Annotated in this window: 15 protein-coding genes; 12 read left to right on the top strand and 3 right to left on the bottom strand. The window is 72.7% G+C overall.

From position 1 onward, the window contains the following. Nucleotides 1-4 precede the first annotated feature (4 nt). The gene (gene hemG / locus AB0O24_RS05360; protein WP_363373122.1) at nt 5-1507 is read right to left on the bottom strand and encodes a protoporphyrinogen oxidase; all 1503 of its coding nucleotides are present in this window, start codon (nt 1505-1507) and stop codon (nt 5-7) included. Further along, nucleotides 1504-2571, bottom strand: a complete 1068-nt coding sequence (gene hemE / locus AB0O24_RS05355) for a uroporphyrinogen decarboxylase (RefSeq protein WP_275796105.1) — start codon at nt 2569-2571, stop codon at nt 1504-1506. Before hemE ends, hemG begins: the two co-directional genes overlap by 4 nt. Nucleotides 2572-2671: 100 nt before the next feature. On the opposite strand from hemE, the gene AB0O24_RS05350 reads away from it, so the two are divergent. The 12 genes from AB0O24_RS05350 to AB0O24_RS05295 all read left to right on the top strand — a co-directional run bounded on the left by AB0O24_RS05350 (nt 2672) and on the right by AB0O24_RS05295 (nt 15156). Further along, complete coding sequence (locus AB0O24_RS05350; RefSeq protein WP_363373118.1) at nt 2672-4003, top strand: glutamyl-tRNA reductase; 1332 nt, start codon at nt 2672-2674, stop codon at nt 4001-4003. Between the two features lie 360 nt (nt 4004-4363). After that, nucleotides 4364-4645, top strand: coding sequence for a hypothetical protein (locus AB0O24_RS05345; RefSeq protein WP_275796109.1), 282 nt, complete (start codon nt 4364-4366; stop codon nt 4643-4645). Between the two features lie 29 nt (nt 4646-4674). Next, nucleotides 4675-5250 (top strand): HhH-GPD-type base excision DNA repair protein, encoded by a 576-nt coding sequence (locus AB0O24_RS05340; RefSeq protein WP_275796111.1) that lies wholly within the window; start codon nt 4675-4677, stop codon nt 5248-5250. 23 nt (nt 5251-5273) lie between these two features. Next, on the top strand, nt 5274-5705 hold the full coding sequence (locus AB0O24_RS05335; RefSeq protein WP_307384501.1) for a hypothetical protein: 432 nt from the start codon (nt 5274-5276) through the stop codon (nt 5703-5705). A gap of 17 nt (nt 5706-5722) precedes the next feature. Then, the gene (locus AB0O24_RS05330) at nt 5723-6034 is read left to right on the top strand and encodes a pore-forming ESAT-6 family protein (protein WP_058614903.1); all 312 of its coding nucleotides are present in this window, start codon (nt 5723-5725) and stop codon (nt 6032-6034) included. 191 nt (nt 6035-6225) lie between these two features. Beyond that, entirely contained in the window at nt 6226-7038 is an 813-nt protein-coding gene (locus AB0O24_RS05325) for an FHA domain-containing protein (protein ID WP_363373113.1), read from the top strand. Then, entirely contained in the window at nt 7038-7313 is a 276-nt protein-coding gene (locus AB0O24_RS05320; protein WP_275800842.1) for a hypothetical protein, read from the top strand. The genes AB0O24_RS05325 and AB0O24_RS05320 overlap by 1 nt, the downstream gene beginning before the upstream one ends. Beyond that, nucleotides 7310-8659 carry an EsaB/YukD family protein gene (locus tag AB0O24_RS05315; protein ID WP_363373110.1) on the top strand — a complete coding sequence of 450 codons (1350 nt, stop codon included), beginning with the start codon at nt 7310-7312 and terminating at the stop codon, nt 8657-8659. Before AB0O24_RS05320 ends, AB0O24_RS05315 begins: the two co-directional genes overlap by 4 nt. Further along, the gene (locus AB0O24_RS05310) at nt 8656-9450 is read left to right on the top strand and encodes a hypothetical protein (RefSeq protein WP_275800840.1); all 795 of its coding nucleotides are present in this window, start codon (nt 8656-8658) and stop codon (nt 9448-9450) included. Before AB0O24_RS05315 ends, AB0O24_RS05310 begins: the two co-directional genes overlap by 4 nt. Beyond that, entirely contained in the window at nt 9447-10541 is a 1095-nt protein-coding gene (locus AB0O24_RS05305) for a hypothetical protein (protein ID WP_363373106.1), read from the top strand. Before AB0O24_RS05310 ends, AB0O24_RS05305 begins: the two co-directional genes overlap by 4 nt. Beyond that, entirely contained in the window at nt 10532-13741 is a 3210-nt protein-coding gene (gene eccCb / locus AB0O24_RS05300) for a type VII secretion protein EccCb (RefSeq protein ID WP_363373103.1), read from the top strand. The genes AB0O24_RS05305 and eccCb overlap by 10 nt, the downstream gene beginning before the upstream one ends. Before the next feature lie 245 nt (nt 13742-13986). Next, a complete protein-coding gene (locus AB0O24_RS05295; protein ID WP_275800838.1) occupies nt 13987-15156 on the top strand; it encodes a Fic/DOC family N-terminal domain-containing protein in 1170 nt (389 codons plus the stop codon). A 217-nt stretch (nt 15157-15373) separates the two neighbouring features. Here AB0O24_RS05295 and AB0O24_RS05290 read toward each other — a convergent pair whose 3' ends face one another. Beyond that, nucleotides 15374-19558, bottom strand: a complete 4185-nt coding sequence (locus tag AB0O24_RS05290; RefSeq protein ID WP_363373101.1) for a hypothetical protein — start codon at nt 19556-19558, stop codon at nt 15374-15376. Nucleotides 19559-19726: the final 168 nt, after the last annotated feature.

The raw sequence follows: 19726 nt of genomic DNA, 5'->3' as shown, positions 1-19726 counted from the left end.
CCGGTCAGTGATGCCACAGGGCGGCGCTGCGGACCCGGTCCGCCTCGGCGCGCGCGTCGGGGATGACCTGGGCGAGCCCCGTCCCCGCGACCCAGGCCCCGGTCACCCCGAGGCCCGTCACCGCGTGCACTGCGCCGCGGGCCGCGGCGGTCTCGGCCGCGCGACCGATGGTGGCCGCGGGTTGCGACTGCACGTAGCGCACGCGCCGCGCGGCGCGGAGGGTGGATGCCGGCAGCTCGACGCCGAACATCGCCGCCGCCTCCGACAGCGCGAGGCGCGCCGCGGCATCGTCATCGAGGTCGGCGGTCGCCGGCTCTTCGCCCTGAGCTCCGAACGACACCCGGACGACGTGGACGCCGGGGTCGGTGGCATCCCGAACCCAGTCCCACTTCGCCGTCGAGTGCGTGAGGGCTTTCGCCACGTGGCTCCCGGGCACGGTGAGCACGCCGGTCCCGCGAGGAGCGGCGTCGAGCACGGGCGCGTCGAGCACGAGGGTGACGACCTCGACCACCGGGGCGACGGGGTCGCCCCCCTCGAGCGCGGGCACGACGGGCGCGAGGAGCGCGCGGGCGGGCCCCTCGGGGAGCGCCACGATGACGGCTTCGGCGTCGAGGGGGTCGGTGTCCCCGGAGATCACGACGCGCCACCCGGTGCCGTTCGGCTCGAAGGCATTGACCGACGCCTCCGTGCGCAGCTCGACGCCGAGCTCGACCAGCTGGGCGACGAGCGCGTCGACGAGGCGCGACATCCCCCCGGCGATGCCCTGCACGGCCCCGCCGGGAGCGGGCGCTTTGCGGCCTTCCGCGACGGGAACGTCGGAGGCCGGAGCATCGGCGGGCTTCGCCGTCGCGCGACTGAGACGCATCTCGGCGACCGCGCCCGACAGCGAGCCCGTCCGGGTGAGGGCGGCATTGAGCCCGGGCGCGGCGAGATCGACGTCGATGTCGTCGGGTCGCGCGGAGTACACCCCGCTCGTGACCGGCGCGACGAGACGGTCGAGCACACGCGCGCCCATCCGGGTGCGGACGAGCGTGCCGAGGCTGCGCTGATGCCCGATCGTCAGCGGCGGCCGCAGGCGATCGAGGTAGGCGCGCCACGTTCCGCTCCACCCGATGATGCGGCGGACGTCGGGAGCGAAGGGATTGTCCGGGATGCCGAGCACCCCGCCCTTCGGCAGAGGAGCCGCCCCGACCCCCGGCACTCCCGCGACCCACGCCCCGGCCGGGTTCGGCGAGACGACGGCGTCGGCGAGTCCGAGCTCGTCGAGGAGAGCGCGGACCACGCCGCCGCGCGTCGCGAAGCTCTCGGCCCCCACGTCGAGAGTGAGCCCCCCGACCTCGGCGGAGCGGACGACGCCGCCGAAGGCCTCGGAGGCCTCGAGGACGGTGACGCGCAGCCCGACCTTGGCGCACTCCCACGCCGCGACGAGGCCGGCGATGCCGCCCCCGGCCACGACGACGTGCGTCTCGGACGCCTGCCGCGCGAGGCGCGCGAGCGGGTCGCTCACGCGTTCGCCCCGAGCTCGGGCTCGCCGTGCACGAGCTCGCCGTGGGCGTGCGCGACGATCCGGGTCAGCACGTCGGGGTCGGTGTCGGGGGGAACACCGTGGCCCAGGTTGAGGATGTGCGCGCGCGCCGCGCGTCCGCGCGCGAGCACGTCGTCGACGTGGGCTTCGAGGACGGGCCACGGGGCTCCGAGCAGCGCCGGGTCGAGGTTGCCCTGGAGCGTCACGTCGGGGCCGACGAGAGCCGCGGCCTCGTCGAGCGGCATCCGCCAGTCCACACCGACCGCGTCGGCGAGGCCGCCCAGGCGCATGTCGTCGAGGAACGCCCCGGTGCCCACACCGAAGTGGATGCGCGGAACCTCGATGCCCTCGAGCGCCTCTCGCGAGTGCGGAGCGATGAACTTGCGGAAGGTCGCGGGCGACAGCGACCCGGCCCACGAGTCGAACAGCTGTACCGCCTGCGCACCGCCGTCGATCTGCGCGTCGAGGAACGCGCGCGAGACTTTCGCGAGCCACCCCGCGAGACGGTGCCACGACGCGGGGTCGGCGTGCATCATGCCGCGCGCCCGCAGGTGCTCCTTCGAGGGGCCGCCCTCGACGAGATAGGCCGCGAGAGTGAACGGCGCCCCGGCGAAGCCGATCAGGGGCACGGCGTCGTCAAGCTCGGCGGTCACGAGCCGGGCTGCCTCGCGCACCGGCTCCGCGGCTGCTGCCACGTCGTCCGGGTCGATCGCCGTGATGCGCGCGACGTCGTCGGCCGTGCGCACGGGGTCGGCGAACACCGGGCCGCGACCGGGCTCGATCACGACGTCGACACCGGCCAGGCGAAGCGGCACGACGATGTCACTGAAGAAGATGGCGGCATCCACGTCGTGGCGCCGGATCGGCTGCAGCGTGATCTCGGCCGCGAGGTGCGGGGTGAGGCACGCGTCGAGCATGCGGGTCCCGACGCGCAGCTCGCGGTACTCGGGGAGCGAGCGCCCCGCCTGCCGCATGAACCAGACGGGCTGCCGTTCGGGACGGTCGCCGCGGAGGGCGCGCAGAAGGGGGGCATCGGGGGTGGCCATGGCATCCATTCTCCCATCGGGCGTACGCGCGAAAAGGGGATGCCTCGACGTCGAGCGGCCGTCCGGAACACCCCTCGCACCCCGGGCGTAGAATGATCGGGTGCTGCTGTGCGTCAGCGCGAGTCACAAGACCGCGTCCTTCGAGCTCCTCGAGCGACTCAGCGTACCCAGCAGCCCCGTTGCACCCCTGATCACCGAGCACGGCGGCGAGTGCGTGCAGGGAGCGGTCGTCGTCGCGACCTGCAATCGCTTCGAGGCGTACGTCGACATGGACGAGCCGGTCACCGCGGGTGTCGCGCTCGGCGTCGAAGCAACCCTCGCCGCGATCGAGAGCGCCACGGGCGTCCCGGCTCGCGAGCTCGAGGGCTCGTACACCGTTCTCGGCGGCAGCGAGGTCGCGGAGCACCTGTTCGCCGTGGCATCCGGACTCGAATCCGTCGTCGTCGGCGAGGGCGAGATCGCCGGCCAGGTACGCCGCGCGCTGACCGAGTCGCGCGAACAGGGCACCACGTCGGCCGAGCTCGAGCGGCTCTTCCAGCGGGCATCCGAGGCTCAGCGCGGCGTGAAGAACTCCACCGCGATCGGCCGCGCCGGGCGCTCGCTCGTGCGCCTCGGTCTCGAGCTCGCGAGCAGCCGCATCGCCGACTGGTCGACGCAGCGCGTGCTGCTGGTCGGCACCGGCGCCTACGCCGCCGCGACCGTCGCCGCCCTGCGCGACCAGGGCGCCGAGAACATCTCAGTGCACTCCCCCTCGGGGCGCGCCGCCAAGTTTGCCGCGAAGCACGGCCTGCGCGCCGTGTCGGCCGAGACGTTCCCCATGGCCGTCGCGCACGCCGACCTCGTGATCACGTGCACGACGAGCGAGCACCACGTCGTCAGCGCCGCGACCTTCGCCGCGGGCCGCACCGCGGTCGAAGCGGCCGCTCCCGCCGCGACCGGCTGCCCGGTCGACCACTCCGGTCGCCGTCTGGTGATCGATCTCGGCCTGCCCCGCAACGTCGACCCCGACGTCGCCACGGTGCCCGGCGTCGACCTGCTCGACCTCGAGACCATCCGCCTGCACGCCCCGCTCGAAGAGCTGCAGGCGACGGATGCCGCGCGCGACCTGGTCCGCGACGCCGCACGCCGCTTCGTGTCGGTGGGAGAGCGTAAGAACATCACCCCCGCCGTCGTCGCCCTGCGCGCGCACGTCTTCGGCGTCCTCGACGCCGAGGTGGCGCGCGTCCGCGCCCGCGGCGACGAGGGCGGGCAGACCGAGCAGGCCCTCCGCCACCTGGTCGGCGTGCTGCTGCACACCCCGACGACGCGCGCGCACGAGCTCGCCGAGACCGGGCGCGCCGACGAGTACATCGACGCGCTGTCGGCCCTGTTCGGCATCGAGGTCGCGGACTCCGCCGCCTCGGCCGAGCGTCCGGTGGCGGACGCGGGCTGACGCGTTCCGCCGAGTGGCCGGGCCACGCCGTGACCGGCGGAGGACCTGGGCCGAGCGGAGGACCGAGCCCCGGCATCCGTCCTCCCTTCGTCCCCAGTCCTCCGGCTGGCACCGGCACCGGGCTGCGGCATGTTCCGCGAGCCGGCGGAGGAGGTTCCGGGAGCGGAGGACCGCCGCCGCGGCATCCGCCCTCCCGCCGCCGAAACTCCTCCCGTGGCGGGCTGCGGGGGCGTGACCGGCGGAGGATCTGGGACAAGCGGAGGACCGGCCCCCGGCATCCATCCTCCGGTCGTCCCAGATCCTCCGGCTGGCACGAAAGTCGGCGACGAAGCAGACACCCCGTCGGGCAGGATGAATGCCATGAGCACTCCCGCATCCGAGGTGTACCGCGTCGCCGGGGAGAAGCGCTCCGGCAACGGCCTGCGCTGGGCCGCGACGGTGGTCATGGGGCTCTTCGACGCCGGGACCGATGCGCCGTCGGTGAGCGAGGTCGTGATCCGACGGGCGGACGGCTCGCTCGTGAAGCGGCTTCCGCCGGGAGACGTCGAGCACTTCGAGAAACAGCTCACCGAGGTCACGGCCGACCTGGACACGATGGATGCCGTGCCTTTCGCGCGGAAGTGGATCGCCGAGCCCGAGTGAGCCGGGCGGGTCCGCGCGAGAATGGACGCATGAGCCTGCACATCACCGACGACCCCGCCGCCGACGACCTGCTCTCGAGCAATCCCCTCGCGCTGCTGATCGGGATGCTCCTCGACCAGCAGGTCGCGATGGAGACCGCCTTCGCCGGACCGCTCAAGATCCAGGAGCGCACCGGATCGATGGATGCCGCGGCCATCGCGCATGAGAACCCCGACACCTTCGCGGCTGCTTTCGCGCAGTCTCCCGCGGTGCACCGCTTCCCGGGGTCGATGGCGAAGCGCGTCCAGGCGCTGTGCGCCGCGATCGAGCAGGACTGGGAAGGGGACGCCGCGGCGATCTGGACACGCGACGACCCCGACGGCGCGACGGTGTTGAAGCGCCTGAAGGCGCTGCCGGGATTCGGCGAGCAGAAGGCCAAGATCTTCCTCGCGCTCCTGGGCAAACAACGCGGCTTCACGGGCGCGGGGTGGCGCGACGCCGCCGCTCCGTACGGCGAGGACGGGTCGTTCCGTTCCGTCGCCGACATCACGAGCCCGGAGTCGTTGACCAAGGTGCGCGAGTTCAAGCGCGCGGCCAAAGCAGCAGCGCGCGAGAACGCTTCCTGACTCCTCCTCCCCAAGATGAGGGTTTGGGGAGAGTCATCCACATCGGCTTCCTCGGCCGTGCCGACCTGATTAATGTCGACTCGTTCGTCATCCCCGATTCACGACCCGAAGGGTGGTCTCTCGTGAAGTTCGCAATGGGTTCCAGCACGCTGGGCGTGCTGAGCAAGGCAACATCGGGCTCGAGCGACGAGCTCTCACTGCTCGTCCGCCAGCTCTTCGAGGCCGCAGAGCCTCTTGAAGGACAGTTCCAGGGCGCCGGCCGCGCGGCCTTCGATCGCTTCAAGTCCCGCACCGACGAGATCTCGGCCGAGCTCAAACTCTCCCTCGACGGGGTGCTCACCGGCATCACGGGCATGGACCGCTCGTTCCAGGAGGGCGAGGCGGCCATGGTCGACGAGACCACGAGCCTCGAGTCCGGTTCGTCGTTCGACGCCGCGCGCTTCGGCGCACGCTGAGAGAAGGAGACGCCCGCATGGTGAACCAGGCAGATCGTCGCGACTACTCGGTCGCCGCCTCGCAGAACGCTCAAGACAACTTCAACCGCATCGCGGCCCAGCTCGAGTCGCTGATCGATCAGCGCGACCGCGACGTGCAGGCGGCGATGGCCGACTACGCCGCCGACGGGGTGTCCGAGGACTACCACGGCAAGGAGGTGCGCTGGAAGAACGCCGCCGCCGAGGTGCGTGGCATCATCCAGACCCTGCGCTCGTCCCTCGAGCGCAACGATGAGGCCGCACAGACGGCGCTGGGCAAGGCTCGCGCCGCCGTCGAGTCGATCGGCTGACACGCGACAGAACGGCGTCGGGCGTTCGCGTCCGACGCCGCCGCCGTTTCACGGGGGTTCCCGGACCCGTCCGTAAAACGGGGCGAGATGCGCCACGGATCGCGCTCCCGAGATGTAGAAAAGACGCCCCTCAGGGGAAGACTTCCCGCGTGATCAAGCCCGCGGGGCCGGGCAAGACGCATGAATGACGCATGAAGAAGGTACTGGTCGGTGTCCAGGGAGGCGGCATGACCACGAACGAGGCGCTGCGCCTCGCCGACGTCGACCCGCTCGTGTTCACGCAGCGGGCGCACGCGGGGCAGCTCATCGGCGCGGTGGCGCTCGACGTCGTGATGCCCCTCGCCGTCTTGGCCGCGGGCATCGCCGTCGCGATCGCCGGTCTGCCCGTCGTGGGGGCGATCCTCATCGCCGTTGCACTCGTCCTGCTCGGGGTCGCGGTCTGGCTGCTCGGCCGCACCGGGCGCACGCTCGGGGCGGCGACCGTCGACATCCGCATCGTCCGCCGGTCGACGGGAGCGGCGGCCGGATCTCGCCCCCTCCTCGCGCTCGTCAGCGGAGCTCTGGGAGCCTACGATCTCCGGCGCGGCCGCGACCCGTTCGCCCCCGCCATCGCCGCGTTCGCGTTCCCCGACGACGGCGGTGGGGCCCCGGCATCCGTCCGTCCGCGACGCGGGATGGTGCCGACCCTGGCTCTCGACTCGGGCGAACGCCTCTCGCTCGATGCGGCGCTGGTGCTCGGCCGCGATCCGGTCGCTCCGCCCGACGCCCCCGCGCAGGTGTACCGGTGGGCCGACATGTCCCGCACGCTGTCGAAGTCGCACGTGCGCCTCGAGTGGGACGGTCGGCAGGTGTGGGTCACCGACCTCGGTTCGACCAACGGCACGCTCGTACGCGGCGCCGGAGCATCGACGCCGCTCCTCGCGCACCAGCGCACGCCCGTGCCCGGGAACGTGACGCTGGAGATCGGCGATCGCGTGTTGACCATCCGAGAGGCAGGCCACTGATGCCCGACCAACGCGACGCGGTGCTCATCGAGCAGGCGAAGATCCAGCGCATGCGTCTGGGGTCGGCCCTGCTCTACGGCCACATCGGCGAGCGCCGCACCGTCAACGATCACGCGAAGCGCCTGATGGGCACGATCGTCATCGCCGCCGTCGCGTGCGCCGCATGCGTCGGGGTGTCGTTCGTCTCTCAGCTGCTGAGCGAGCGAGCGGAGACCTCGTCGACCGTGCAGACCCCGTCGACCGTCCCCACCCCGACCGGAGCCCAGACCCCGTGAGCATCTACACCCGCGTGACCGTGGCGGGCGCGCAGCGCCGTGTCGAGGTCGTCGTCCCCCGTACCGAGCCCCTCGGCGCGGCTCTCCCGCGCCTCATCGACCTGCTCGGCGAGACCGCGGGAACCGTGGCGCGGCCGCTCGCGGTCGTCGCGCCGGACGGTGAGCAGATCGATGTCGCCCTGACCCCGCAGCAGCTCGACCTCGTCGACGGCTCGCTCGTGCGCCTCGTGCGACTGGATGCCGCGCCCCCGCCTCCCGTCGTGATCGACGTCACCGACGCCGCCGCCGACGCGCACGACGCGCGGCCCGACCGGTGGGACGGCCGCTCACGCGCGATCGCGGGCTCCGTCGGGATCGCGGTGGCCTTCGCCCTGGCCGGATGGACGGCGCCCTGGAGCGCGCCGGCCGTCGGCGCGTTCAGCCTGCTCGGGGCCGCGCTGTTCCTGCTCGGGGTGACGATCGCGCTCGGTCTCGGCGGTCTCCGCCGACTGTCGGTGTGCGTGGCGGCGGCTGCCGCGGGACTCGTTCTACCGGTGGGCACCGCGACCTCCGCCGCGATCGCGGGCGCTGGATACCCGGCCACCGCCACCCTCGTCGCCGGAATCGCCGCGGCGATCGCGGTCGGCTCGACCGCCGTCGTACTGGCCGTGGGAGTCGCTCATCGTCGACGGGGAGCGGCTGCCGGAGGCGCCGTGGGCGCCGTCCTTGCCTCGCTGCTCCTCGGTCTGGTGCTCGCGCGGGTCGACGTGGTCTCGGCAGCAGCGATCACGGGCGTCGTGGCGGCCTTCGCGACGGGCCCGCTGCCCTGGATCGCGCTGGGAGCAGCCGGCCTCACCGACCTCGATCAGCGCGCCGCCGAGGGATCGCCGCCCAGCCGCCGCCGCACCTTCGCGGCGATCGACGAGGCCTACGCGGCGCTCACGTGGAGCGTGGCGGCCACCGCGTCGATCATCGGCGTGACGGGCGTGGTCCTCGCCCTCTCCGGCACGATCTGGACCGAGCTGCTCGCGCTCGCCCTGTTCCTCGTCGCCGCGCTGCGCACGCGCGCCTTCCCCCTCCGCTCGCACGGCTGGCTCCTGTGGGCGGCGGGCGGCGCCATCGCGGCGGCAATACTTCTGGTGCTGCTGTCCGGGGATCGAGCGTGGATCGGCACCGTCGTGGCCGTCGGGGGAGCCGCGATCATCGCGGCAGCGGTGCTCGTCCGCCCCCGCGCGCACGTCCGCGCACGCCTCCGCGGAGTGGGCAACATCATCGAGTCGCTCGCGGTCCTCTCCCTGCTCCCCCTGCTCGTCGGAGCCCTCGGCGTGTACGCCGATCTGCTGGCGATGTTCGGCGGTCGGCCGTGACCGTGCTCGACGCCCGCGCCGTCGCCGCCGCCGTGTTCGGCAGCGGCGCCAACGGGCGTATCGAACTGACCGCCTGGGATGCCGCGATCCGCGGCAGTCTGTCGACCACGCGTCGCATCGGGGTGCTGTCCCTGTCGCCCGGGGCCGGGACGAGCACGGTCGCCCACCAGCTCACGCGGGCCGTCGCCGCGCGGCGGAGCGCCCCCGTGCTCGCGGTGGACGTCTCGTCCGGTGACGACGGACTCGGCGCACGCCTCGGCGCCGCGCCCGTCGGTCCCAATGAGACGCGCGCGGGAGCGCGCACCACCGCCGAGGCGTTGTCCGGACTCGAGGTCGCCGACGGGGTGGTCGCGCTGCGCCCGCGCGACAGCACGGACGCGGTCGGCACCTGGCTCGGTGAGGCCGCCCCCATCACCCGCTTCTTCGACGTCGCGATCACGGACTTCGGGGTTCGGCATCCGCTCGTCGACCTCGCCGCGTGCGCCGCGCTGTGCGACGTCGTGTGCCTCGTCAGCGACGGACGTCGGTCGCCGGTCGAGCACGCGCGGTCCGTGGTGACCGCGATCGCCGGCCTCCCGGAGGCGCCGACAGTCGTGCTGGCGCTCGTCAACCACGCCCGCGAGGGCGACGCCGTGGCCCGCGCCGTCGCCACAGGAACGCCGCATCCCGTGATCGCCGTACCGTTCGACCCGGGCCTGCGAGCGGGTGGCGCCGCACGCCGCTCGCTGACGCACCGCGCCCTCGTGCGACTGGCCGCTGCCCTGGTGCGCGCCGAGGGGGCGGCCGCGTGAACGTCCGGATCGTGCACCGCCCGGCGCGGATCAGCGAGCCCGTGGTGCCCGCCGACGACGTCGTGCTCGCGCCGCCCCCGCCGGTCGGCGAAGGGCCGACCGGCTTCCCGCTGCAGTCTCTCCTGCCGATCGTCGGGAGTCTGTCGTCGATCACCATGATCGTGCTGCTGCGCAACAACCCGCTCATGGTCGTGGTCGGTGCCGTCATCCTCGTCGTCGCGCTCGTCGGCGGTCTGGGCCTGGCCTTCACGCAGCGGGGCAACGCCGCGCGCCAGCGGCGTGTGCAGCGCGAGCGCTATCTCGACTACCTCGAGGAGACGCGCGAGACGGTGCGGGAACGGGCCGACCGCCAACGCGACGCGGCCTTGGCCCTCAACCCCGCCCCCGGCACTCTCGTCGAGATCGGAGCGGATCCGGCGCGGCGCTGGGAACGACGCCCCGGCGACGCCGACTTCCTGCGCGTGCGAATCGGAACGGGCGACCTCCGGGCTGTCGAGGTGGCCCTGCCCGCCGAACAGAACCCGGTGCAGCCCTTCGACCCGGTCATGCGCGAGTCGGCGGAACGGATGGTCCGCCTCGCGGGGGTCGCCCAGGGGATGCCCGCCACCGTCGACCTGGAGGGCGGAGGACACGTGTCGATCGTCGGAGACCGAACCGACACCCTGCCCGTCGCGCGCGCCCTCGTGGCCCAGATCGCCGCGTTCCATTCGCCCGATGACGTGCACATCGCGGCCGTCGTCGCGCCGCACCGGCTGGACGATTGGCGCGGACTCGACCTCGTCCCCCACCTGTCGTCGGACGCTGCTCCGACCGGAGCCGTCGCCGCGCGGCGCCTCGCTCCCCGTCTCGACGACCTCCTCTCACTCCTGAGCGCCGAACTCCGCGACCGCGTCGCGACCGCCGCCGCCTCCCGGCGCGCGGGGCGTCGCACGAAGCCGGGCCGCCTGATCGTCGTCATCGACGAGGGCGACGGCGCGGCGAGCACCGTGCCCCGTCTGGACGCAGCGCTGAGTCTGGCCGACCTCGGCATCACCGTCGTCCACGTGGTGGACGACAGGCTGAAGGAACCCCCACCGTCGGGGTGCGCGTAACCGTCGCGGAAGGCATCGCCACGATCGAGACACCGGGTTCGGGTGAGGCCCCGGCAACCGGCATCCGGATCGACCCGGTCTCGAGCGAGGCGCTCGAGGTGATCGCGCGCCCGCTCACGGGGCTCCGCCTCACCCGCACCTCCGCCGAAGACGCCGGCACCTCTCTCGCCCCCGATGTCACGCAGCTTCTGGGCGTGGACGACGTGGATGCCATCGACGTGAAGGCCTCGTGGCGGGTGCGCAGCGCCGCGGAGTTCCTTCGCGTGCCCATCGGCGTCGACGACCGGGGCGGCCCGGTGCTGCTCGACCTCAAGGAGTCGGCGCAGCTCGGGATGGGTCCGCACGGGATCTGCATCGGCGCGACCGGCTCGGGAAAGAGCGAGCTCCTGCGCACGCTCATCCTCGGGCTCGCCCTGACCCACTCGCCCGACGACCTCAGCATGATCCTCGTCGACTACAAGGGGGGCGCGGCGTTCGCGCCGTTCTCGCGGCTCCCGCACGTCGCGGGCATCATCGACAACCTCGCCGACGACCCGCAGCTGACCGAGCGCGCTCGGTCGAGCATCCAGGGCGAGGTCGTGCGTCGGCAGCGCCTGTTGAAGGATGCCCGGAACGCGGCATCCATCGGTCACTATCGCCAGATGCGTCGCGAGCGACCCGACCTGCCCGCGCTGCCACACCTCTTCCTCGTCATCGACGAGTTCGGCGAGCTGCTGACCGCCGAGCCCGACTTCGTCGAACTTCTGCTGACGATCGGGCGCATCGGCCGCTCGATCGGTGTGCACCTGCTGCTCTCGAGCCAGCGCATCGAGGGTGGCCGCCTCCGCGGTCTCGACACGTACCTCTCGTACCGCATCGGTTTGCGCACCTTCTCGGAGGCCGAGTCGGCCGTCGTGCTCGACACCCCGGATGCCTTCCACCTCCCCGCCATCCCCGGTTTCGGCTACCTGAAGGTCGACACCTCGGTCTACACCCGCTTCCGCGCCGGTTACGTCTCGGGACCGGTTCCCGACCCCGTCGAGGCCGGACCGCGGCACGACGACGCCCCGCCGGTCCTGCCGCTTCCCGCCTACGACCTCCCCGCGCACGAGGTCGAGGCCGAGGAGTTCGACAGCGCCGAGCCCGAGACCCCGACCACCGGCCGCACGCTCGTGCAAGCGGCGACCCAGCGTCTCGCCCGCGGCGTCACCCGCACGCGGCCGGTCTGGCTGCCGCCGCTGCCGCCCATTCTCACGCTCGGCGGCGTGCTGCCGCAGGCCGACGGCGCCGGGACGCTCCGTGCCCCGATGGGCCTCCTCGACAACCCCTCCACGCAGACGCAGTCGCCGTGGATGCTCGACCTCACCCGTTCCGGCGGACACGTGTCGATCACCGGAGCACCTCAGTCGGGACGCTCGATGTTCCTGCGCACCCTCGCGGCGTCGCTGTCGTTCACGCACTCGCCGCGCCAGGTCAGCATCTACGGCATGGACCTCACCGGCGGCGGCCTCGCCCGCATCGAGCCGTTCCCGCACGTCGGCGGTGTCGCCACGCGCGGGCACCGCGAGCGCCTCACGCGACTGCTCGAGGAGCTCACCGCGATGCTCGCGACGCGCGAGCGCGTCTTCCGCGACCACGGTCTCGACTCTCTCGCCGACATGCGCCGCCAGCACGCACAAGGGCGTCTGCCCGAGCTGCCGAGCGCCGACGTCGTTCTGCTCGTCGACGGGCTCGGGGCGCTGCGCCAAGACTTCGACGACCTCGAGGCGCCGCTCGCCCAGCTTCTGGAGCGGGGCGGGAGCTTCGGCATCCATGTCGTCGTCGCCCTCTCGCGCTGGAACGAGCTGCGGATGAACCTCCAGGGCCTCATCGGCACGCGCCTGGAACTGAAGCTCAACGATCCCGCCGATTCGCAGATCGCGCGCAAGCTCTCGACGACCCTCAAGGCCGACCAGCCGGGCCGCGTGCTCACCGACGACAAGCTGTTCGCGCAGATCGCCCTCCCCCTCCTCGAAGAGGTCGACGACGGCGACACCGGCGAGGCGCTCGAACAGCTCGCGCGCGAGAGTGCGGCGCGCTGGGGCGGTCAGGGGGCGGCGCCGATCCGCCTGCTGCCCGAAGAACTGTCGGCGGCCGAGCTGCCCGATGCGATCGACGAACCGGATGCCGTGCCCCTGGGGCTCCGCCAAGACACGATGCAGCCCGTGCTCCTCGATGTCGTCACGCGCGACCCGCACCTGCTCGTGCTGGGCGACAGCCACTGCGGCAAGACCACCGCCCTCCGCGGGATCGTGCGCGGCACGATCGACCGGCACACCCCGGAAGAGCTCGTCGTTGCGCTCATGGACGCGCGCGGGGAGCTGGTGTCGGAGGTGTCGGACGCGTACCTCGGCGGACACGCGTCGTCGGGACGACAAGCGCGCCTGCTCGCCGAGTCGATCGCCGTCGAGCTCGAGAAACGCCAGAGCGACCGCGACTCGGGCCCGCGGATCCTGGTGATCGCCGACGACTTCGACATCCTCTCCGCCGGCGGCACCGAGCCCCTGCGCCCGTTGCTGCCCTACCTCGCCTCGGCTCGCGATCTGCGCCTGAACGTCGTGGTCAGCCGGCCGGTGGCCGGCGCCGCGCGCGCGATGTTCGATGCGGCGCTGCAGGGCATCCGCGACACCGGAGGCACGGCTCTGATCATGTCAGGCGACCGTTCCGAGGGCGCGATCCTGCCGAAGCTCTACGCGGAGCCCATGATCGCCGGCCGCGGCCGCCTCGCGCGGCGCGGCGAGCGGCCGACGCTGGTGCAGGTGGCGAACTTCGTCGCCGGGGAAGGGGCGGCGGCGGATGCGCGCGCGGGTGTCGCGGCGGGTGGGACGGCGGGTGGGACGGCGGGTGGGACGGCAGGGGCGGCCGCGGGTGCGACGGCGGGCGCGGCGACGGGTGCGACGGCGGGTGGCTCAACGGTGACGGGCGGCGCGGCGGCGGGCGGCGAGACAGCAGACGTTCATGACGCGGCAGCGGGCGGTGCCGCCGCGCGGGCTGACGATGCGGCGGTGGGCGGCGACACCGCCGACCTCGGCGACGAGGCGATCGTCGGCGACACCGCGGTGAAGTCGCGGGCCGACGGGGGTCGGCGCGCCGAGGGCACGGCATCCGGTCCCCGTCCTGCCGGGACGGACGCCGAGGATCCGCCGCTGACGCGACGCAGAAGAGCCAACCGCGCGCCGTAGTCCTCGGTGCCGGCGGATGATGGCGGCGGAGGCGAGACATGCGGCCCACCTCTGCGCGCACGGGAGTTGGCCTCGTCGTTTCTTCCAAACTGGTCGACGCGAGAAACGACCGCGTCGCGCGGAGGAGGACCGACGCTCCAACCGACGTTCAAGTCACTTGGAGCGTCAGGCTCACGCTCCAACTCGAGTTACAACCGCGCCATGACGCTCCAACTGAAACGCCCAGTTAGTTGTAGCGTGGATGCATGGATGCAACCCGATTTGTCGACTCCGCATTCGGATACGCCACGCGCGAGCCCGGCAAGAAGGATGCGTTCGTCTATTACCTCCCCAGGCCCATCCCGCGCCAATTGAACCTGTCGAGCGTGGTCGTCGCCGCACTCTCCGAAGCGGACGCGGCTCTCGGACATCTGCAGGGACTGGGCATGCTCATCACCGACCCGAGCCTGCTCATCGGCCCGTACCTTCGGCGTGAGGCGCTCGCGAGCTCTCGAATAGAGGGCACCCAAGCATCGCTATCCGAGGTGTTCCAAGCAGAGATCGACACCGACGCGCGCAACGACGACACCGCCGAAGTCCACCGCTATCTTCAGGCGACGCATCAGGCCTACACGTTGGCAGCAACGTTGCCGATCACCCAGAGACTGATCCTTCAGGTCCACGAAACCCTCTTGACTGGGGTGCGGGGCGAGGAGAAATCGCCTGGGGAGTTCCGACGCTCCCCCGTCTGGGTGGGCCGCGCTGGCGCTACGCCGACGTCCGCAACATTCGTACCGCCGCTCCCCCAACACCTGGGCGACCTCCTCGCGGATTGGGAGCGGTTCGTCAACGACGACGGTCGCGCCCTGCCGGCGCTCGTGCAGGCCGGGCTCATGCACTACCAGTTCGAGACGATCCACCCGTTCCTCGACGGCAACGGCCGAATCGGGCGGCTGCTCATCAACCTCCTTCTCATGGAACGCAAGCGCCTTCCCCTGCCGCTGCTATACCTCTCGAACTACTTCGAAACCCACCGGGAGGAGTACTACGAGCGGCTTCAGGCCGTGCGTGAGAAAGCCGACATCGAGGGATGGCTCACGTTCTTCCTCGAGGCCGTTCGCGCACAAGCTGACGACGCCGTCGACCGCTCCCGCAGGCTGATTTCCATTCGCGAGCGATATCACTCGGAAGCCATCAAGGAGCGTTCGAACCTGCCGCGGCTCGTCGACATCATCGTTCGGAACCCGTTCGTTACGGTCAAGTCAGTCGAAGACGAGCTCCAGATGACCAACCAAGGAACACGCCTGCTCATCAAGAACGCTGAGAAGCGAGGCTGGCTCCGCTCCCTAGGAACGCACGGCAGGGGCGGGCGCGAACGATGGTACGCGCCCGCGATCTTCGAGGTCATCGACATGCCGATGGGCTACGAGGGCTGACGGGCAACGCGAGGACGCTCCTTCGAGTTTTCGGTTACCGTCAGTGGGCCTCCGACACGCGCAGATTCGGAGATGAGCGTCAGATTCGGACCTGCCCGGTGCATCGATCCGAATCTGCTGCTCATCTCCGAATCTGGTCCGCCGCCTCGGCGCTGAGCGGCCGCGCCACCTCAGCGCAGCGCCGCCGCGCCACCTCAGCGCAGCGCCGCATCGCGCGTCAGCGCAGCGCGCGAATCGCGAGGGCCGCGGCCTTCACCTCGCGGATGCGGCGCTCGTATGTGGCCGCGACGATGATGAGGAGCACACCCGCGATCCCGAGCCAGAGCCACCACAGGCCCGACACGCTCTCGTAGATCGACGCGATCCAGGGCCAGAGCTGGGCGACGGCGTGCACGATCAGCACGACACCGCCGAGCAGCACCGGGGCCTGCAACCTGAAGCGCGCACCGACCAACAGCACGGCGAGGGCGACCACGCCGAGCCCGATCACGCGCCAGAGCACGTTGTCGCCGACGAAGTCGAACAGCAGCGACGGGATGAGCAGCAGCGCCAGCCCCACGCCGAGGGCCGGCCAGCTGCGCAGCTCGGGACGGGCGCGGAGAGAGCGGATGCCGTGCCACACGAGCACGGCCGCGATCGGCGCTGTCACGAGTTCGACCGGATCACCGGACCCCGTGGCGAGGGCGACCGCTCCCACCGCAGCCGCGACGCCCACGCTGGCCCAGAACACGAGCGAGCGGTGCACGCCGCTCCAGAGAATCGCGACGGCGAGGATCGCGAGGATCGTCAGCGCGGCGCGAAGACTCTCGTCACCCGTGGCCGTGAGCCGCAGCGCGGAGAGGACCCCCGCGAATCCCAGCGCCGTCAGCGCGGCCGACGGAGAAGCGAACGCCGGGACGGCGTCGCCCCGACGCTGCAGAAGAACCGCGACCACCACGAGGGGGACCGCCACCGCGAGCATCCACGCGTCGAAGGCGGGCCGGTCGAGGTCGACGACCCCGCGCACGCCGCCCGCGACGACGAGAGCCAGAGCCGCCACACCGAGCGTCGGCAGGACCAGCGGACGCAGCACGTCGCGCGTCACGAGCGCCGCCACGAGCAGAAGAACGACAGCGGCGGCGAGGACCGAGATCGCTCGAGGGAGCTCGTCGGTGACGAGGGCCGCAGAGGGGAGGAGCGCCACGGCGAGCCCGAGGCTCGCGAGACCCGTGGCCACCGGAGAGAGAGGCCGAGCGCGCAGCGCCGCTGCGGCCGCGACGAGGACGGCCGCGAGGGGAAGCGTCATCCCCTCGACCGGGCGGATGCCCGCGCCGAGGCCGGTCACGGCGACGAGCGCCGCGCCACCGAGGAGGACGGATGCCACCGGGATTCCCGCCAGCGCGTGCCGGACCCGCAGGACCGCGGCGCCGGCAGCACCGAGCACGAGGACCGCCAGAACAGCTCGCACGATCGGGCCGCCATCGACGCCGACGAGCACCGTCTCGCCGATCGCGAGAACGACCGCTGCCGCGATGACCGCCCCTCGACCGAGGGGTAGCGTCCAGGGCTCCGAACGACGCCCGCAGCCCACGGCCGCGGCAGTCAGGGCTGCGGCGACCACGAGCACGAACGCGTCGAGGAGAGGGCCCCCGGATGCACCGCGCTCCGCCGCGTGGAGAAGCTGCGCACCCCCCACGAGAAGCAACGACAGCGCGCCCGCGGCGGCGACCGCGAGCGGGAGCACGTCGGGCGTCCGCGGCGGGCGAACCCAGGAACCGGCGACGAGGATCACCGCACCCAACACACCGGCGACGACCACGCGAACGGTGTCTTCGGCATCCGTCACCGCCGAGGGGACTAGCGCCAGCGCTGTCCCGGCGAAGGCGATCACGGCGGGCGGGGCGACCGAGCGCCCGCCGACGCGGCGACGCGCACGCTCATTCGCGGCGGCCAGCAGCACGAGAGCACCCGCGAGCGGGAGCGTGTACGCCTCGACGGTCTCGACTCCTTCGGACGAGAGCTGCAGCCAGAGCGCGCCCGTCGCGAGCGCGACCGCGAGCCACACGAGATGGCGCCGCACACCCCGCGAGACGAAGAGTCCGTCCGCGTCGACGGACCAGATCAGGGCGGTGATCGCGACGATCAGGAGCGGGAGCCAGAAACCCGCGCGAGGGGCGAATGCCGTCACCGACAGGAGAGCGACCGCGGCGGTTCCGGCGTCGGTGAGGATCCGCGTGCGAACGTCACCGCGCAGGACGACCAGCACGACGGCAGCGGTGAGGAGGCCGACGGACGCGACCGCGACGCTCGCCACCAGCTCGACCGGCTCGAGCGGGCGGATGATCGCAAGAGCCGCCATCGTCGCGAGCAGCGGCCACACGACCGCTGCCCCGGGCCGCAGAGCCGCCCAGGCGCGGCACGCGCGGCCGAGGACGATCCACGCGGCGGCCGCGGTGGCCACGACGCCGACCCCGGTCCACCACGTCGACGCGGCGCGATCGGTGTTGCCGAACACCGCGAAGACCGCCGCCGACAGGAAGACGATCGCGAGTCCCACGGAGGCAGCCGCCTCGCGCTGCCCGGCGTCCCATCCACGCGGAGGCGCGAGCGGACCACTCCAGGGCGCCAGGGCGAGCAGCAGGCAGATCGACGCGACAGACCCGACGGCTTCGAGCGGCCCGAGACCGAGGACCTCGAGACCGAGCCCCTCGAGCACGGCGGCGGGGGCGAGCCACGCGCTGCCTGCCGCGAAAGCGACGAACACCCCGGTCGAGGGCACGCGTACCGCCGGGGTGACGGATGCCAGCATCCAGAGCACGACGAGGAACCCCAGCGTCGCGACGGTCCACGCCAGAGGCGACGAGAACGACAGGACCCAACCGGTCAGGAGCGCGAGGCTCCCCGCCACGGCGGACACCGCGACACCGCCCCGTCGTCGCCGCAGAAGCACCACGCCGGTGATCGCCAGCGCGATGTACCAGAGGACGATCGCGAGGCCGACGCGCCACTGCGGGCCGACGAGGAGCAGGACGCCCGCCGCCGCCCACCACACGACGACACGGCGGCTCGCGCCGCGGCCGGTAAGACGCCACACGAGAGCGGCCAGCACCACCGCGGCGACGAGCGAGATGACCGCGGCCGTGCTCGTGGCATCCACGTCGTTCACGACGAACGCGGATTCGCCGAACAGCGGGAGCAGGCGACGTAGCGGAGCACCCAGCGCCGCGAGCGCCCAGAGGACGGGGGCGACCGCGGCCAGAGCGGCGCCCGCGGCAGCGGTGAGGGCTCCGGCGAGCAGGGCCGTTCGGGCAGCCCCAGCCCCCAGCCGTGCCGCGACGGCCTCAAGGGCGAGCGCGACGACCACCGCGACGAGGAGCGGAACGGTGACGGTGACCGTGGCATCCGCGAGACGGACGACCGTCGTCGCCACCCCGGACCCGAGAGCGAGCACCGCGAACGGCGCCGCCACGGTGGCCACCGGTGCTGCACCGGTGCGCAGGAACGCCCCCGCGTGCACGCCCAGCAGCACCGCGAGGGGTACGCAGGCTGCGACCGGTGTCCACGCGCTCGCGGGGTCGAGGACGAGCGCGGAGACCAGGGCGAGGATCGCGCCGATCCCCGCGAACGCGCGAAGGGCCGTGGTTTCGATCGCGACGGATCCGATGTCGGCCCGGGCCAGCCGCCGCACGAGCGGAGCGGCGAGGGTGAGGACGAGGACCGTCAGTCCGGCGGCGTACCACCCGAGCGTGATGTCGCGGGAGAGCAGACCGGCCACGACGAGAGGCGGACCCACCGCCAGCGACGCGACGCCCGCGGACAGCGGAGCGCGGAGGCCTGCGAGGCGCGCCCAGACGACGAACGCGATGCCGGCGAGAACCGCCGCCCACCCCCAGTAGACGCGCGCATCCGCCCCGGACGCGCCGGCGAGGTCGTTGGCGCGCACGGCCCACACGTCGAGGGCGACGAGGGCGATCCCGAGGAGCGCGATCCCTTCGGCCGTCGCGGTCAGTCGCCGACGGCGAAGAACGGATGCCGTGACGATCACGCCCGCGGTCAGAGCCCCCACGATGATCGAGCGCAGGACGAGACCCCCGCTGACCCAGGCCACCGTGAGGAAGAACGCCGCGGCCACGGCGAGCAGGACGACGCCGACCGAGAGGAGGAAGACCTGCACGCCCGAGCGGCGCGGTTTCGCCGGCTCGTCGGGTTTCGGCGGAGGGAAGGCCGGCCCGCTCGGAGCGACCTCGCTCGGACCGCCCGCAGGCGGGACGGCCCCGGCGTCCGGGGACGGATGCAGCTCGCCCGGAGGGGCGAACCCCGGGGGCGCCGTGAACGTCGGGGGTGCCGCCGCCTGAGCGGCCACCGGCAGCGCAGGCCCGGAGCCCGCGGCGGGCTCGACCGGCGCGGCGTCGGGAACCGGCACCGACGTGCCCTGCTCCTCTGCGGGCTCGAGTGCGCCGGGGGGAGAGATCGGAGCCGCTGGGCCGGAGACCGGGACCGAAGCGGGAGGAACGGGCGTCTCGGCAGCAGCCGGAACCGGCCCTGCAGATGGGACTGCCGATGTCGTGGGCTCGGGAACGGCCGCGCGTGC

The organism is Microbacterium sp. NPDC086615 (assembly GCF_040686055.1).
GTDB lineage: Bacteria > Actinomycetota > Actinomycetes > Actinomycetales > Microbacteriaceae > Microbacterium.
This window is presented reverse-complemented; position numbering and strand designations above follow the sequence as displayed.